The sequence below is a fragment of the Acinetobacter sp. NIOH-H-8 genome (assembly GCF_046635365.1).
Lineage (GTDB): Bacteria > Pseudomonadota > Gammaproteobacteria > Pseudomonadales > Moraxellaceae > Acinetobacter.
The window spans coordinates 1-15600 of sequence record NZ_JBHDVN010000037.1; the positions used below are offsets into that span (position 1 = coordinate 1).

At 39.5% G+C, this 15600-nt stretch carries 14 protein-coding genes and 1 tRNA gene; 8 read left to right on the top strand and 7 right to left on the bottom strand.

The genetic code is table 11. The features are described from left to right. Window positions 1-401: 401 nt before the first annotated feature. Window positions 402-1853: a capsule assembly Wzi family protein gene (locus tag ACEWB7_RS12670; protein ID WP_262737888.1), complete on the top strand. Its 1452-nt coding sequence runs from the start codon at window positions 402-404 to the stop codon at window positions 1851-1853. A 348-nt stretch (window positions 1854-2201) separates the two neighbouring features. Here ACEWB7_RS12670 and trpS read toward each other — a convergent pair whose 3' ends face one another. Then, on the bottom strand, window positions 2202-3215 hold the full coding sequence (trpS, locus tag ACEWB7_RS12675; protein WP_034705978.1) for a tryptophan--tRNA ligase: 1014 nt from the start codon (window positions 3213-3215) through the stop codon (window positions 2202-2204). A gap of 191 nt (window positions 3216-3406) precedes the next feature. On the opposite strand from trpS, the gene ACEWB7_RS12680 reads away from it, so the two are divergent. Then, on the top strand, window positions 3407-4333 hold the full coding sequence (locus ACEWB7_RS12680; RefSeq protein ID WP_312318497.1) for a DUF808 domain-containing protein: 927 nt from the start codon (window positions 3407-3409) through the stop codon (window positions 4331-4333). 48 nt (window positions 4334-4381) lie between these two features. After that, a complete protein-coding gene (locus ACEWB7_RS12685) occupies window positions 4382-5284 on the top strand; it encodes a neutral zinc metallopeptidase (protein ID WP_034705974.1) in 903 nt (300 codons plus the stop codon). Between the two features lie 49 nt (window positions 5285-5333). On the opposite strand, the gene ACEWB7_RS12690 is transcribed toward ACEWB7_RS12685, so the two are convergent. Further along, window positions 5334-5888 carry a hypothetical protein gene (locus ACEWB7_RS12690; protein WP_034705972.1) on the bottom strand — a complete coding sequence of 185 codons (555 nt, stop codon included), beginning with the start codon at window positions 5886-5888 and terminating at the stop codon, window positions 5334-5336. Between the two features lie 218 nt (window positions 5889-6106). Here ACEWB7_RS12690 and ACEWB7_RS12695 point away from each other — a divergent pair, with 218 nt between their 5' ends. Further along, on the top strand, window positions 6107-7606 hold the full coding sequence (locus ACEWB7_RS12695) for a cation:proton antiporter (protein WP_034705971.1): 1500 nt from the start codon (window positions 6107-6109) through the stop codon (window positions 7604-7606). Between the two features lie 65 nt (window positions 7607-7671). After that, window positions 7672-7968, top strand: a complete 297-nt coding sequence (locus ACEWB7_RS12700) for an MGMT family protein (protein ID WP_034705980.1) — start codon at window positions 7672-7674, stop codon at window positions 7966-7968. A gap of 39 nt (window positions 7969-8007) precedes the next feature. Here the strand turns inward: ACEWB7_RS12700 and ACEWB7_RS12705 are convergent, their stop codons facing one another. Beyond that, window positions 8008-8448 (bottom strand): universal stress protein, encoded by a 441-nt coding sequence (locus tag ACEWB7_RS12705; protein WP_034705969.1) that lies wholly within the window; start codon window positions 8446-8448, stop codon window positions 8008-8010. 417 nt (window positions 8449-8865) lie between these two features. Then, on the bottom strand, window positions 8866-9279 hold the full coding sequence (locus tag ACEWB7_RS12710) for a hypothetical protein (protein WP_218945519.1): 414 nt from the start codon (window positions 9277-9279) through the stop codon (window positions 8866-8868). Between the two features lie 325 nt (window positions 9280-9604). Here ACEWB7_RS12710 and ACEWB7_RS12715 point away from each other — a divergent pair. Further along, window positions 9605-9681 (top strand) — tRNA-Met (locus tag ACEWB7_RS12715). A 204-nt stretch (window positions 9682-9885) separates the two neighbouring features. Here ACEWB7_RS12715 and ACEWB7_RS12720 read toward each other — a convergent pair. The 3 genes from ACEWB7_RS12720 to gltA all read right to left on the bottom strand — a co-directional run bounded on the left by ACEWB7_RS12720 (window position 9886) and on the right by gltA (window position 13832). Beyond that, the gene (locus ACEWB7_RS12720) at window positions 9886-11511 is read right to left on the bottom strand and encodes an NAD+ synthase (RefSeq protein ID WP_034706199.1); all 1626 of its coding nucleotides are present in this window, start codon (window positions 11509-11511) and stop codon (window positions 9886-9888) included. A gap of 373 nt (window positions 11512-11884) precedes the next feature. Then, window positions 11885-12388 carry a hypothetical protein gene (locus tag ACEWB7_RS12725; RefSeq protein ID WP_034706197.1) on the bottom strand — a complete coding sequence of 168 codons (504 nt, stop codon included), beginning with the start codon at window positions 12386-12388 and terminating at the stop codon, window positions 11885-11887. 169 nt (window positions 12389-12557) lie between these two features. Beyond that, a complete protein-coding gene (gene gltA, locus ACEWB7_RS12730) occupies window positions 12558-13832 on the bottom strand; it encodes a citrate synthase (RefSeq protein ID WP_004782984.1) in 1275 nt (424 codons plus the stop codon). A gap of 1001 nt (window positions 13833-14833) precedes the next feature. Between gltA and sdhC the strand changes: the two genes are divergently transcribed. Together sdhC and sdhD are read left to right on the top strand one after the other, a co-directional pair. Beyond that, on the top strand, window positions 14834-15232 hold the full coding sequence (gene sdhC / locus ACEWB7_RS12735) for a succinate dehydrogenase, cytochrome b556 subunit (RefSeq protein WP_034705238.1): 399 nt from the start codon (window positions 14834-14836) through the stop codon (window positions 15230-15232). Next, entirely contained in the window at window positions 15232-15597 is a 366-nt protein-coding gene (sdhD, locus tag ACEWB7_RS12740; RefSeq protein ID WP_004782980.1) for a succinate dehydrogenase, hydrophobic membrane anchor protein, read from the top strand. Before sdhC ends, sdhD begins: the two co-directional genes overlap by 1 nt. The last annotated feature ends 3 nt before the right edge of the window (window positions 15598-15600 follow it).

The following is a 15600-nucleotide window of genomic DNA, read 5'->3' on the forward strand; positions in this document are numbered from 1 at the left end:
TACTTTATGTACAACCATCATTTTAAAGGCGAAGCTATAATCACGTTGTGTGCGTTTAACTCGTTGTTCTTGTGCATGTTCCATAAAATAAGTCTCTTAAGGTGTAAACTTATTTCAGGACGGGACATGACTTATTCGAAAAAAGGCAGTTTTTAAAACTGCCTTTTTTATGTGTTCAGTATTTATCTTAAATAAAATTAAAACCCAGCACTATTTAAATCTATTTTTTTTATATTAGTGATTTCATTTTTTGTATTTCTATCTCATTTTTCGAAGCGATTTATTATTTTAAAAGTCAATTAAATCTAGGGTTTCATATTATACTGATACAGTTTCGCCATTGAATATTGTTTTTGAAATATCTATGGTTAGGCAAAAATAAACTTGAGAATATTGATCCCATGTTTCTAAAAAAACCATTATTAAGTGTACTTCTTACGACACTTTCACTTCCTGTTTTTGCTCAAGGGCTGGTTCTGAATGATGCAAATCTTCGTACTGACTTGAACTGGTTAAACCAGCAAGGGGTGATCCAGATCAGTACCTCGACCTGGCCGCTCAGTGGTGATGAAATTCAACGTGCTCTATCCAATGCACAAGTGAGTAACAAAGTACAACAACGTGTTATTGATTCAGTTCTGGCAAAATTAACAGCAGACAATCAGCAGCTCAAAGTAGGCTTATTTGCGGAAAGTGATCCAAAAGATATTCCTCAAGCCTTTGGCGATCAGCAAAAGGCACAATTTCAGGCAGCTTTAGAGTTTAATGCAGGTGGCGAAAACTGGGATGCCAAGCTCCGAGTTAATGCCGAAAAAGATCGACAAATTGAGAATGATCAGGATGTGAATCTGGAAGGATCTTATCTTGCAGGGAAACTCTGGAATCAATGGCTGATTGCTGGCCAAATTCCGACCTATTGGGGTCCAGGACATGATGGCAGCTTGATTCGTGGCGATGCTAGCCGCCCAGTATATGGTTTTATGGCACAGCGTGCAGAACAAACAGCTTTTGAAACTAAATGGCTGTCCTGGATTGGACCGTGGCAATATCAGGCTTTTGCAGGACAATTGGATGATTATACTGCCGTTCCAGATGCCAAACTTATTGGGCTTCGTGTAACTGCCCAACCTTTATCTTACTTGGAGCTAGGTGCTTCTCGTGCGATTCAGTGGGGTGGGGAAGGACGTCCTGAAAGCTTAAGTTCACTATGGGATGCTTTTGTCGGGAATAAAGATAATGGTGGTACGGATGAACCTGACCCATCGAATCAGATCGCTGGTTTTGATGCACGTCTGAATCTGTTTCCTTTGACACAGGTGCCTATGGGCTTCTATGGGCAATATGTTGGTGAAGATGAAGCCGGTGGTCTCCCTGCGAAGAAAATGTATCTGGCTGGGATAGACTATTCTGCAACTGTAAGAAATATGCCCTATCAACTTTATACAGAATGGGCAGATACACGGACTAACGGCAAGGTGCGCGGTATTTCTTATAACCATACCAATTATACTGATGGCTTTTATCAGCATGGTTATCCGCTGGCACATGCTTTAGGTGGTGATGCGCAGATGGTTTCAGTAGGTGGTGATATCCGTTTTGATCCGATGAACCGTTTATCTGGGCGGGTATTATTTGCTGAAGTCAATCAGTCTGACCGTAGACCTGAAAATAATGCTGCTTTTGCTTTTGATGATGAAATTAAAGCACTAGATGTCACCTGGTCGCATTATATTCGTCCAGAAATGCCACTTAAAATTAATGCCTGGATAAGTGACTCAGATGTAAATGGTCAGGATGGCGGTGCCTCTATTGGAATTGAAATTCCATTAGAAAAAGGCTTGTTTAGATATTAATATTCAAGATACAACAACAAAATCCTGCTGATCTGGCAGGATTTTTTATATTTTCAAAAATTACAGACAAAAAAAACGCAATGATTGGGGTTGTCATTGCGTAGAAAAAGGAAGTTTCTTTCAAAACTAAATCAACATTAACTGTGGAGAGAGTTAAATTTGATTCCTTACTGTATGTAAGTATAGTAGGACTCATTCTCATGTGACTCATCAGTATTCATGTTAATAGATGTTAAGTAAGGTTAAAACTATGAAGAATCTGTGTGGAAACTTGCCTTATTTTTGCGCATTTTAGACTTAAATAAAAAAGCCCTTCATATGAAGGGCTTCTTTTAAATATTGTCTAGCTTAGAAATGGAAAACACCTAAGCCTGTTTTCACTTCATCTAAAGTGGCCTGTGTAATATCACGGCATTTATTTGTACCCGTTTTCAAAATATCCATAATGTAATCCGGGTCTTTAGCCAGTTCCATACGACGTTCACGAATCGGACCGATCAACTCTTTCAGAATACCTTCCAGACGTTTTTTCACCGTACCATCACCTAAACCACCACGGCGATAATGTGCTTTCAGTTCTTCCAGTTCTTCTTTATTGGTGTCGAATGCATCAAGATAAGTAAATACCACATTGCCTTCCACCTGGCCTGGATCTTCGATACGAAGGTGATTTGGATCGGTATACATCGCATTGACAGCTTTTTTGATATCTTTATCAGAAGCATCTAGAACAATGGTATTACCTAGGGATTTAGACATCTTCGCTTTGCCGTCAAAACCTGGTAAGCGTCCCACATTAGAAAGCAGCGCCTTACATTCAGGCAGTAATTCACGGCCAATCTGACGGTTAAGGCGACGTACGATCTCATTAGTCTGTTCGATCATTGGAATCTGGTCTTCGCCCACCGGAACTACAGTTGCTTTAAAGGCTGTGATATCTGCTGCCTGAGCCACTGGATAGCATAAGAAACCTGCTGGAATATCACGCTCGAAACCACGCATCTGAATTTCTGATTTAATGGTCGGGTTGCGCTCTAGACGTGAAACTGTCACAAAGTTCAGATAGAGCATGGTCAGTTCGTTTAAGGCTGGCAGGCAAGACTGAACACAGATTGTAGTTTTAGTTGGATCAATGCCGACAGCCAGATAATCTGTTGCTACTTCAATAATATTGCGACGTACTTTTTCAAAGTTATCTGCATTATCTGTCAGGGCTTGAGCATCAGCGAGTAACAAATGTTGATGGTGAGAATCTTGTAAACCTACGCGAGAGCGTAATGAACCGACAAAATGGCCAAGGTGAAGCTGTCCGGTAGGACGGTCGCCAGTCAAGATTACTGGACGATTATCTTGATTACTCATTATCTATTCCAAAAAGTAGTCTGTACTACATCTATATTTTAACGAATGGCCACATTGTACGGCATTCTGTTTTTGAATGTCAGCCAGAAAAAAAAACTGCAGTAAAAAAATCTTATTAATTAAACAAGTGAATACAATATTTTTTAAATATTTTCATTAAAATATGTCTAAAGGTAATAAGGATAACAAGAATGGCGAGCAGCTTATTAATATTATTAGATGATATTGCGACTGTTTTAGACGATGTTGCCGTGATGAGCAAGATGGCTGCAAAAAAGACAGCAGGTGTCTTGGGGGATGACTTGGCATTAAATGCCCAGCAAGTCAGCGGTGTACGGGCAGAACGTGAACTTCCTGTGGTGTGGGGAGTAGCCAAAGGTTCTTTTATTAATAAGCTGATTCTTGTTCCTTTGGCTTTACTTATTAGTGTGGTTGCACCCTGGTTAATTAATCCTTTACTAATGATTGGTGGTCTATTTCTCTGTTATGAAGGCGTAGAAAAAGTCCTGCATAGCTTAAAGCATAAGAAAGCTAAGACTGAAGAAGATGCTGAGGCTGAATTCACTACGATCGAAACCGATTTGGCTACATTTGAAAAAGAGAAAATTAAGGGTGCGATCCGAACTGATTTCATTCTGTCAGCGGAAATTGTAGTGATTTCTTTGGGCACCGTGGCAGCCGCAGCTTTTACCACCAAGGTCATCGTACTGGCAGGAATTGCCATATTAATGACAGTCGGAGTGTACGGCTTCGTTGCCATGATTGTTAAAATTGATGATTTAGGTTTGTACCTGACTAAGCAGGTATCTAGCTTTAAGCAAAGTGTAGGCCGTGGATTGCTGGCTTTTGCCCCTAAATTGATGAAAACCCTGACGATTGTAGGTACGATTGCAATGTTCCTGGTCGGTGGCGGGATTATTGCCCATACCATTCCATGGTTTCATCATTTCACTGAAGATTCAGTTGAGTATGTAGAGCATATTCCTAGCCTAGGAAGTATCATAGGGGCTGTTACGCCTACATTAATTAATCTGGTGATTGGTTTTGTGGCAGGGTTAATCGTATTTATCTTGATTGGCTTTATTCAAAAAATCAGATCGAAACCAAAGCAGGCATAAATTAGGCCCGTTAAAATAAGCTGACTTTAAACTATAAGGAATCTCACTATGCGCTGGAAAGGACGTCGTGTTAGTAGCAATGTAGAAGACCGTCGTGGCGGTGGTGCCAAAGCCGGTGGAATCAGTATTCTCGGGTTGATTATTGCTTTCGTGGCCTGGAAGTTTTTTGGCGTTGATCCACAGCAAGCCTATCAAACCACCAAGCAGGTCACACAAGGTGTTTCTAGTGCAGAAACACGGGGGCTGGAAAATCCAACGCCAGAGCAGCAAGAAGCGATTGATTTTGTAGGAACTGTGCTTGCCGATACAGAAGATACCTGGTCTCAAGTATTCCAGCAGCAGCTGAACCAGCAATATACTCCACCCAAACTGGTTCTATTTAGTGGTGTGGTAAATTCTGGTTGTGGTACAGCGCAATCGGCCATGGGACCTTTCTATTGTCCGGCAGACCAGAAAGTTTATATTGATACAGCATTCTTTAAAGATATGCGTACTCAGATGGGAATCAGCGGGGAACAGAACTCAACCGAGTTATCTCGCAATGATCAGGCAGGTGATTTTGCTCAAGCCTATGTGGTAGCGCATGAGGTAGGTCATCATATCCAGACCATTTTAGGTATTTCTTCACAGGTACAGCAGGCACGTCAACAAGCCACTCAAGTTCAGGGCAATCAACTTTCTGTACGTCAAGAACTACAGGCAGATTGTCTGGCGGGGGTATGGGCGTATCATAACCATGAGCGTACTCAGTTCCTGGAGCAGGGGGATGTACAGGAAGCCATGGATGCGGCACACAAGATCGGTGATGACTATCTGCAGAAAAAAGCACAAGGCCATGTCGTACCGGATAGCTTTACGCATGGTACCAGTGCACAGCGGGTAAAATGGTTTAATACCGGTTTGAAATCGGGACAAATGTCTGCTTGCGATACTTTTAATCAAAATATCTAAAATTAAAGATCAAAAAAGGGGAGAAAATGCTCCCCTAATGATTGAATAGTTATTTTTCCAGAAAACGACGGAAGTTTTTCAAAATCTTGATACTGACAAATAAGGCAGCCAAGGCAAATAGCGAAATCGCAAAGAGAATATATTTTAAATTGCTGATGTCATTATTATAAAATTGCTTCAATTCATTTTTGGAATAGCTAAGTTTAGTGATCTGACCAGTTCGACTATCTTGGAACTGAATATTTTCAATATAAAAATAATTTCTCACTTTTACTAAATTAACATTTTGAATCTGCCGGGTATGTGACTGATTATAGTCATCAGTACATAGGGCCGCATAATGCTCACAGCTGATTTTTGCTACATAACCACTTCCCGCAATCAGGATAAACAGCGCATTGTCTGGACGTTGATTATTAGACACCAGTACATATTGTGCTTTGGCACTGCTTTTTAAAGGAATGCTCACGGCTTGCTGATAATATTGATCTGCTTTCAGAATTTCCTGAACTTTGGCAACACAGGTAAACATCAAGGAGAGTGTGACCAGAAAAATGACAGCAGCGAGACATAGACGGAATATGGTTTTGACAGTTTGATGCATAGGAGAAAATTTCTAAATAGAAAGAAGAGAGATGAGCAATAAAGTGCTTTAAGACTGTATGTTAAATCATCAGTTGTGAATATTGAAAAGAAACTTAACTTAATTCGAAAAAAAATGGGACTAAACTTGATCCGCTAAAATATACTGTTTTTTTAAATTTATATTTCAAGTAAATCTTTCAGCTCACGGCTGCAAATTGCCAAATCTTAGGAAACCTAATGGGAAGTTTCTTTTTTTTACAACTGTTGACGGTGGTCTTTGCTCTGTCAATTGCCACTACCATGTTCAACAAACGTGTTCTAAGTTTTCCTCAAGCCATTGGTGTGCCGATTGTTTCCGCTATTTTTGTATTTATCCTGCAATGGTGCGCCAGCCTGTTACAGGGTAATCCATTTTTTAGCATCAATATTGATAATATTGAGAAAGCAGTTCGCCATGTCAATTTTTATGACTTCCTGATTAATGGGGTGATCTGTTTCATTCTGACTTCATCCGCATTGAAGTTTAAGGTTTCAGATTTACGCAATCACTGGCGGCCGATTGGTATTCTGGCCAGTCTGGCATTGGTTTTCTGTGCAGTTTTCTTTGGTATTGCGCTGTACGGTTATCAGTTCCTGATTGGTAACCACGTCGATATATTAGTCCTGCTATTACTCGGTGCTGCGCTCGGAGCAACGGATCCCATTGGGATTAAAGGTGTACTCAGTTCGGTACGCGCACCCCATCATTTGATCGTGAAGCTGGAAGGTGAATCACTGTTTAATGATGCGATGTGTATTGCATTATTTATGACCTTGCTGAATGTACTGCAAGGTGAAAACTTTACTGTACTTGCCGTCCTGCAAACATTGCTTTATGAAATTGTCGTGGCAGTCTTGATCGGAATCGGTTTTGGTCTGGCGATTCTACGTATTCTGCGCGGTAAGCATGAAATGGAATCACTGATATTAACTACTGCACTGTTGGCTTGTGGTTCATATCTGGTTGCTTTATTGGCGCATGCTTCTGCTCCCATTGCCTGTGTAATAGGCGGCTTGATCGTCGGTAATAAATGGAAAGAAATTCTGGCTGATGCAGACATCGGTGATGTAAACCATTTCTGGCATACGGTAGAGGGGATTATCAATTCCTTCCTGTTCACCTTGATTGGTCTGGAACTGTTCATTATTGATCTAAGCACCAGTCTGGTTCTAGGCGGAATTGTTGCTTTCATAATTCTGCATTTGGCGCGATTCCTGGCCAACCATCTGTCTTTTGCATTATTCCCTAGAATGCGCAAGAAAAGTTATAACGGTAGTTTAACCATTCTGTCTTGGGGTGGTGTACGTGGCGGGATTTCCTTAGCCTTGATTCTGGCAGTGGCCAATATTCCACAACTGGAAGCGTATAGCAGTATTCTGATTGGATATACTTTCATTGTGGTACTTCTTTCTGGGGTGGTTTGTGGCCTAGGTTTGCCAGCCGTAATGAATGCCTTCTATTACAACCCGAATGAAGAAACTCAAGGCTTTAAAGGCTGGTATCAGCGGATGTGCCATAAGATGAACCGGCGCGGTTTTCAGTATATTGTAGGGGAAGATGCAAATGGAAATGAAACCATCACCATCTTCCAGCCTGAAATGCTGGTTGATAAGAAAGATGCCGATGGTGTAGCAACCGTGCATCATCCTGACAAAGTACAGGAAGTGAAACGTTTAGAGAATCCAGAGAATTTCTAATTGTGAGAATTTTTTATCAAGATTGAAAGCCTATGACATCAAGTGCAAGCCAGGAAATGGCACAAATGATTCTGAGTGTGGTCAGTCAGATTCCATATGCGAAAGTATCGACCTATGGACAGATCGCTAAGCTGGCTGGCTTGCCCAAACATGCGCGTCTGGTGGGTAGGGTTTTAAGTCAGCTTGATACAGAAACCGATTTGCCTTGGCATCGTGTCCTGAACGCTCAAGGTAAGATCAGTCTCAATAAACTGGATGAATATGGACATAATATTCAACAGCAAAAATTAGGCGCAGAAGGGATCCTATGTACTGGAAATCGGGTCAGCTTAAAGCAGTATCAATGGGATGGATTTGTTTGAAAGAGAAATCCCCACTTGATTGAAGTGGGGATTTTTTTATTACTTACGGATGACCATTACAGGAACATTGGCCTGTCCCAAGATGCTTTGTGCAACACTTCCCAGGAACAGTTTCTTGAAGCCAGTACGGCCATGTGAACCAATCACAATCAGATCAGTATTCAAGGATTCAGCTGCCTTGACAATTTCGCTATAAATCACCTGACCTTCGAGTAGCTGGGTCTCTGCATTAATACCTGCCGCAGCAAATTTCGCTTTTGCTTCATCAAGTGTCTTCAGAATTGCAGTACGGGCACGTTCAACCAGGTCATTGGTTTGAGCTGCTGTAATATATTCAGCAGCGATATAGGGATCAAGTGCCAGCACCTGAACCACTGTCACTTTACTGTTAAATGCTTTGGCAATTTCGACGGCTTTATCGACTGCAGCATAGGAAGTTTCTGAACCGTCAACGGGTACTAAAATATGTTCAAATGACATTAGAATTCTCCTTATCGGAAATAAGTTTTATAAAAATATGACGCGTTAAAATCGTATACGAATTGTTGTTTATACTTTGATCATAACGCGTATTTTATAAAAATAAAACCAAGTAAATACCTCAGTATTATGTTTAACAAAGCAATAATTTTTAATGGTTGGTATATTTTATAAGTTTTTGATTTATATTTATATTTTGAGATTAAAATAATATGATTTTAGAATATTAATGAACTAACTTAAAAAAGCCATCTGATTTTAATACTGCGTTATTACCTGTAATTTTAGATTCAAAAAATCCCTATTATATAAAACTGTAGGAACAGGTTTAAAATTGAGATTTTAATAATGAAAAATCTATCAAACTGCATAAAGATAGACTGCTATTTCTAATAGTAACCTTCTATCAGCATAATTTTAGTGTTCTAAAACTTCCCTTTCCAAGGGTGGGTTAATACCGTTATTTTCTTTTTTAAATTGAGCACGATCTGTAATGGATTTCTCACATTCATTATAGTGATCAATTGCAAAGTTTTTAATTAAGGCGGAACGCCCAGACTGATCTTGGGGTATTTCATATTTAAACGCTTTTTCAGTAAGTTTTATACCAATCAGAGCATGGAGATCATTCGCTGTACCGTAGTGCTGTTTTATTTGCTGAATCATCCATTTCTGTGGTGCACCTTTCAGTCTAAAGAGCATGACTTCTTGAGCCAGACTCTTCACATCATCACATCCTGAAAATCTGCTGCTTGGATGAATAACAGTTGCATTGGCTAAACTTATAAAACTCAATAGGAGCAGGCTTAGGTATATTTTGAATTTCGTCATCTTCAGTTTTGCTTTAATCCAGAGATACTATTGGCCATATTTGGAAAAGTATTATAGCGATAGGAAAAGGTCCTAGATTCACTTTTTATTTTGTTTCTTCAGCAAGTTATTCTTAAAATTAAATATTATATGATACGACTTCGATTTAGATTTGGCTTTAAAAGTTGGTACCAATTTTTGTAGATTCTGTTATGGGATTTCGAATTAAATCATGATTTGTACAAAGTTTAAGAGTTTATGATTAATTTGCATAAAGACTGAACATTTGTGGTTTAAAATGCTTGACGATACAACCTGAAATTACGATAATGCGCACACAGTTTACGGCTATGTAGCTCAGTTGGTTAGAGCACCGCACTCATAATGCGGGGGTCACAGGTTCAAGTCCCGTCATAGCCACCATTTTTAAAGACCAAGCTCTCAGCTTGGTCTCTTTTTTTGTGCCATAAAAATATCAATAAAAAATTAAGAGAAAGTTCTTCTAAATATCTGTCTGTTTAAATTTTTGAATCTTCTTTTAATTTCTTAACCCTATTTATTGCTTAAAGATAAAAAAATGCCCAAGCATTTACTTGGGCATTATGGCTGATCTGGTTTAGTTAAAACTTAGATACCTGCTTTCCAACCATTAACGATCGGATAGCGACGTTCACGACCATAAGAACGCGAGCTAATACGTGGACCAATCGCACCCTGACGACGTTTGTATTCGTTAATATCCACCAGACGAATCACTTTTTTCACAACTTCAGCTTCAAAGCCTTTGGCAATGATGTCATCCTGGCTCAGATCTTCTTCAATATAAGCATAAAGAATCGCATCAAGCACTTCATAAGCCGGTAATGAATCCTGATCGACCTGATCTGGACGAAGTTCTGCAGATGGTGGACGGGTAATCACACGCTCAGGAATCACAGGAGTTTCTGCGATGCTGTTACGGTATTTCGCCAGTTCAAACACAATGGTTTTATACACATCTTTTAATACCGCGAAGCCGCCGACCATATCGCCGTATAGCGTACAGTAGCCAACGGCAAGTTCAGATTTATTACCGGTTGCTAGAACCAGATTGCCGAACTTGTTAGAAAGTGCCATTAATAGCGTACCGCGTGCACGTGCTTGCAGGTTTTCTTCAGTGGCATCTACAGGGGCATTGCCAAAGAATGGATACAGCGTTTGCAAGAAGCCACTTACAATCGGGTTAATCTCGGCAATACCGAAAGTTACACCCATGGTTTTTGCCTGTTCAGTAGCATCTTCTACACTGATCTGAGCAGTATAGGTATAAGGCATCATCACTGCTTGGACTTTGTCAGGGCCAATCGCATCTGCTGCGATGGCAAGAGTCAGGGCTGAGTCAATACCACCAGACAGACCCAGAATCACGCCTGGGAAACCTGAACGTTGTACATAGTCACGAGTTGCCATCACCAGACTTTGATATATCTCAGCCATGGTTTCCAGCGCTGGAGTAATCGTGCCTTTGCTGAACTCTAATTTTTCTGCATCATATTCAGCGATATACAGGCCTTTTTCAAAGCTAGGTGCTTGCAGAGCCACTTCGCCTGATTTATTGAGTACAAAGCTGGTGCCGTCAAAGATCAGATCATCTTGGCCACCTACCTGGTTACAGTACACCAGATTGATATTCAACTGTTTGACCAGCGCAGCCATGGTATCGATACGGTGTTGCGGTTTGCCAACTTCGTATGGGGAAGCATTCAGAACCAGCGCAGTATCAATATTCAGTTGAGCCAGCTGTTGAACCGTAGACAATGACCAGACATCCTCACAGATCAGAACACCAAACTTGTGTCCCAGATATTCGAAGACCAGATGCTGATGTCCTTCGCCAAAATAGCGTTTCTCATCAAATACACCATAGTTTGGCAATGTTTGTTTATTATAAACACCTAAAACTTCGCCATCTTTCATGAGGGCGGCTGAGTTATAGCGTTCACCATCTTCGGTTTGATTAACAAAACCAAAGACCATGACGATATCTTTTACTTCAGTCAGTTTCTCAAACGCCAGTTTTGTACGTTTAGCCAGACTTGGACGAATTAATAAATCTTCAGCCGGATAACCTAAAGTTGAAAGTTCAGGGAAAATAATAAGATCAGCTTTATCTTTTTTGGCCTGATTTGCCAAATCTATCATTGTCTGCGTATTTGCATCTAAATTGCCCACATGTGGAGAGAATTGAGCAATCGCAATTTTAAAACTTTTCATTCCAATTAAGTCCTATTCCTATAGGTGAATACACTAAATCACTGATTTTTAAAATTCTAATTATCCAGCTGAGTGCAGTTTGATACGAACAAAATGCCAAATGGCCAAAATTAAAAAAGTCATGACCGCATGATCATTAAATCTTGATTTGCGAGCTAAAAATATCATACTTGGCTTATTTTATCGAAATTTGAGGCAGATGCTAGAGCTGTTTCAGGAGAATTGAAACAGATGCACAAAGTTATGGTCAAAAATGACTTATTATGGTGCTTTTTTATTCTGGTAAATGCACAAAAATACTCAAGTGGATTTAAATAAGTTTATTTTCCTAAAATAGAAATCAACAGAATACTTGAGTGAAAAATATTCAATATCATCTGCTTAACTGATTTTTTAGAATAATATTGGGGATTTTTTTTAAAAAAATATCGCGTGCAATATCTCCCTGTTGTTCAATGTTATAGTCTAAAAAGGATTTGTTGGGATTAAATTGATATTTGTAAGGATTATATTTTCCCATACTTAAAAAATAAGCGGCCTGTAAAAAAGCACCTTTAAACAAAACATTAATATTCTGCTGATATTGATAAATATGTGCCATTTCATGAATGAAAAGCGCCTGATAAGAACGGCTTTCTTTAGAATAATCGTTCCGATAATTCAAGTTACGCACATGAATATAACCACTTGGTGCCATGATCACATGCTTGGATTGCCAGGGCAGGAAAGGGTGATTCATGATACGGACTGCTGAATAGTCAATCAGGTCAGCAAAGACTTGCTGGCAAAGCTTGATTTCACCTGAAGTTAAGTTCCGGCTTTTAAACTGATCAAAACGAATCATTTTCAGGATGAAGGGAAGCAGGTAAAACAGCATTAAAACTCAATCCTTAACGATATAAGAGTAATTTCTAGAAATTTGTAGAAATTGAAAATTCTTCAGGTTTACTATTTTAAGTTTTTCACATCTTGGTTGTGTTGGTTTTTGTCAGTCATAAAAAAACCACCCAGAAGGGTGGTTTTTACGTCTTTCAACGCTAACCGAATTAACGGTTGATGTCGCGTTGAACTTCACCAGTGTAAAGCTGACGAGGACGACCGATCTTGTAAGGACCGCTGTGCATTTCTAACCAGTGGCTGATCCAACCAACTGTACGTGCAAGCGCGAAGATCACAGTAAACATTTCTGTTGGGATACCAATCGCTTTAAGGATGATACCTGAGTAGAAGTCTACGTTAGGGTAAAGGTTACGTTTGATGAAGTATTCGTCAGAAAGTGCGATACGTTCAAGTTCCATCGCAAGAGCAAGCTGTGGATCGTTGATGCCAAGAGCACCAAGAACTTCGTCACAAGTTTCTTTCATTACTTTCGCACGTGGATCGAAGTTTTTGTACACACGGTGACCGAAGCCCATGAGTTTAACTTCTTTAGTTTTCACTTTTTCCATGAAGCCAGCAACGTTTTCTACAGTGCCGATTTCATCAAGCATCTTAAGAACAGCTTCGTTCGCACCACCGTGAGCAGGACCCCAAAGTGCAGAGATACCAGCAGCGATACATGCATATGGGTTAGCGCCAGTAGAACCAGCTAAACGTACTGTAGACGTAGAAGCATTTTGTTCGTGGTCAGCGTGAAGCGTGAAGATACGGTCCATTGCTTTCGCAAGGATTGGATCTACTTTGTAGTCACGGTCTGCTGGAGTAGCAAACATCATGTACAGGAAGTTTTCAGCGTAGGTCAAATCGTTACGTGGATAAACGAATGGTTGACCAACAGTGTATTTGTAGCTCCAAGCTGCCAAAGTAGGAATCTTAGCGATTAAACGAATCGCAGTGATTTCACGATGGTTAACATCTTCGATGTCCAGATTGTTGTGATAGAACGCAGACAACGCACCAACAACACCAACCATGATTGCCATAGGGTGAGCATCACGACGGAAACCGTTATAGAAGCGGCTTACTTGATCGTGAACCATAGTGTGGTTACGAACTTTAGCGTCGAATTCTTCTTTTTGCTCAGCTGTTGGAAGCTCGCCATTAAGAAGTAAGTAGCAAGTTTCTAGGTAATCAGCTTTAGTTGCTAACTGGTCAATTGGGTAGCCACGGTGTAAAAGAACACCTTTATTACCATCGATGAAAGTGATTTTAGACTCGCATGCAGCTGTTGCCATAAAACCAGGATCAAAAGTAAAGTGACCTGCAGCCAACACATCTTTAACGTCGATTACATCTGGGCCCAATGTGCCGCTGTAAATTGGTAATTCAATTTCTTTGCCATCAAGCTGTAAAACGGCTTTCTTGCCAGTTGCTTCAGACATTCAATAGATCTCCTGTCCTGGTGAATGTATATCCGAGTTGCCTATCAATCTTTTAATGCACAAAACGGACGGATCAAAAATTTGCTATAAGATTAGTGGCTACTGAAATTTTGTCAATTATACTTATGGATGAAAAATGACATTCTCACAGTGGTTTAGTCATTTATCTTGGTATAAAAAGTTTAATAAAATCACAGTACCAAACCTCTATAATAAGTCAAATTGAACAGAAGGTGCAGAAAAAAATATAGTCTTTGCCGTATTTGTAAGCGTTTTTTCCTAGCAAAAAATAAAGGAGAAATTGAGAAAATATTCTAAGGCTGAAACTTAAAATTATATAAATCTCGTAACTTACATCGATTTCCTTAAGTTTTTACTTCAAACTTGAATTATAAATAAAAGCAATAAATTTTTTTTTGGCTCTGTTTAATCGGCTAAAAAATAGCTCGTAAATTTGCTTCACTTTGTTTAATACAACTTAATCAAAAATATAAGTGTTTTTTTGAATCTGAAATGTCTAAAAACATCAAAAAAACTATGATCTACAAATAGATAAGTAAGTTTTAGTATAAAAATTCTAAATTGAGATGCCTTTATATAAATAGTCATTATTTATTTGTGAAATATATCCTTGTGATTTTACTTGGGATTAATAAGGACTTAGGATCGAAATTATATTTTTGCTGTTCATCTTTAGTCTAAATCTGCTTAGTCGAAGCTTGGCTAGATAACAGACTAAATTAATCAAGTTAGTTATTAAAAAACAAATATCTAGAATGAGAATATGAAGATAAAGTAAGTGGGGGAGAACTTAAAGTTGTTGTTAATGATTCTTATTTAAGGGTTTTTTGTTCAAAAAGCCAAATACAGTTGTTTGTATTTTAATAGTTCACGTTTTATAATTCAGTGTCGTTTTATGTTTAGGCATGTATTTGCCTGATAATGCCAGCTTTCCTTCGAATTAATTCCAACAAACTCCGGATGGAGTTTTTAACTACAGGATGCCCGCTGTGAAAAGCAACAGACCTGTCAATTTGTCCATGGGTCAAGTTTTAGAAGTAAACTTAAAATCACCCGTGGCTATTGCATCAATTCTACACCGTCTTTCAGGTGTCATCGTATTTTTACTCGTACCGGTCCTTTTGTGGCTGTTGGATAAATCATTGTCTTCAGCAGAAGGTTTTGCTGAAGTGCAGGAAATCTTTAACGGTTTCTTTGTCCGCTTTATCGTATGGGTATTTGTAGCCGGCTTAATTTATCATTTGTTCACTGGTATTAAGCACTTACTTGCAGATATCGGCGTTGCAGAAGAACTGCAAAGCGGTCGTACTGCAGCTACTATTTCATTAATCTTGTCTGCAATCGGTATTGTTGCAGCATTTGTATGGATCGTACTCTAATGAAAAGTGCTACTGGTTTAACAGGTTCAGGTTCTCGTGATTGGTTTGTCCAACGCATCAGTGCTGTAGTTCTAGCTGTTTATACCGTTGTGGTGTTTGGTTGGATCCTACTGAATGGTGGCTTCAACTACGAGCAATGGTACGGCTTTATGATGACAGTTCCAATGAAGATCATGTCTTTGTTGGCAGTCTTATCTCTTGTTGCGCATGCATGGATCGGTATGTGGCAGGTATTCACTGACTATGTGACTACTCGTCAAATGGGTCCATCAGCATCAGGTTTACGCCTTGTACTGACTTCAGCAGTGATTATTGCTGTATTTGCATATGCGATCTGGGCAATCCAGATTTTTTGGGCGAATTGATAG

Bases quoted from the DNA above. Each gene is read 5' to 3' on its own strand.
- sdhC (WP_034705238.1), top strand. From the start codon at position 14,834: ATGCCCGCTGTGAAAAGCAACAGACCTGTCAATTTGTCCATGGGTCAA.
- gltA (WP_004782984.1), bottom strand. From the start codon at position 13,832: ATGTCTGAAGCAACTGGCAAGAAAGCCGTTTTACAGCTTGATGGCAAA.
- ACEWB7_RS12695 (WP_034705971.1), top strand. From the start codon at position 6,107: ATGGGAAGTTTCTTTTTTTTACAACTGTTGACGGTGGTCTTTGCTCTG.
- ACEWB7_RS12700 (WP_034705980.1), top strand. From the start codon at position 7,672: ATGATTCTGAGTGTGGTCAGTCAGATTCCATATGCGAAAGTATCGACC.
- ACEWB7_RS12705 (WP_034705969.1), bottom strand. From the start codon at position 8,448: ATGTCATTTGAACATATTTTAGTACCCGTTGACGGTTCAGAAACTTCC.
- ACEWB7_RS12720 (WP_034706199.1), bottom strand. From the start codon at position 11,511: ATGAAAAGTTTTAAAATTGCGATTGCTCAATTCTCTCCACATGTGGGC.
- sdhD (WP_004782980.1), top strand. From the start codon at position 15,232: ATGAAAAGTGCTACTGGTTTAACAGGTTCAGGTTCTCGTGATTGGTTT.
- ACEWB7_RS12680 (WP_312318497.1), top strand. From the start codon at position 3,407: ATGGCGAGCAGCTTATTAATATTATTAGATGATATTGCGACTGTTTTA.
- ACEWB7_RS12670 (WP_262737888.1), top strand. From the start codon at position 402: ATGTTTCTAAAAAAACCATTATTAAGTGTACTTCTTACGACACTTTCA.
- ACEWB7_RS12690 (WP_034705972.1), bottom strand. From the start codon at position 5,888: ATGCATCAAACTGTCAAAACCATATTCCGTCTATGTCTCGCTGCTGTC.
- ACEWB7_RS12725 (WP_034706197.1), bottom strand. From the start codon at position 12,388: ATGCTGTTTTACCTGCTTCCCTTCATCCTGAAAATGATTCGTTTTGAT.
- ACEWB7_RS12710 (WP_218945519.1), bottom strand. From the start codon at position 9,279: ATGACGAAATTCAAAATATACCTAAGCCTGCTCCTATTGAGTTTTATA.
- trpS (WP_034705978.1), bottom strand. From the start codon at position 3,215: ATGAGTAATCAAGATAATCGTCCAGTAATCTTGACTGGCGACCGTCCT.
- ACEWB7_RS12685 (WP_034705974.1), top strand. From the start codon at position 4,382: ATGCGCTGGAAAGGACGTCGTGTTAGTAGCAATGTAGAAGACCGTCGT.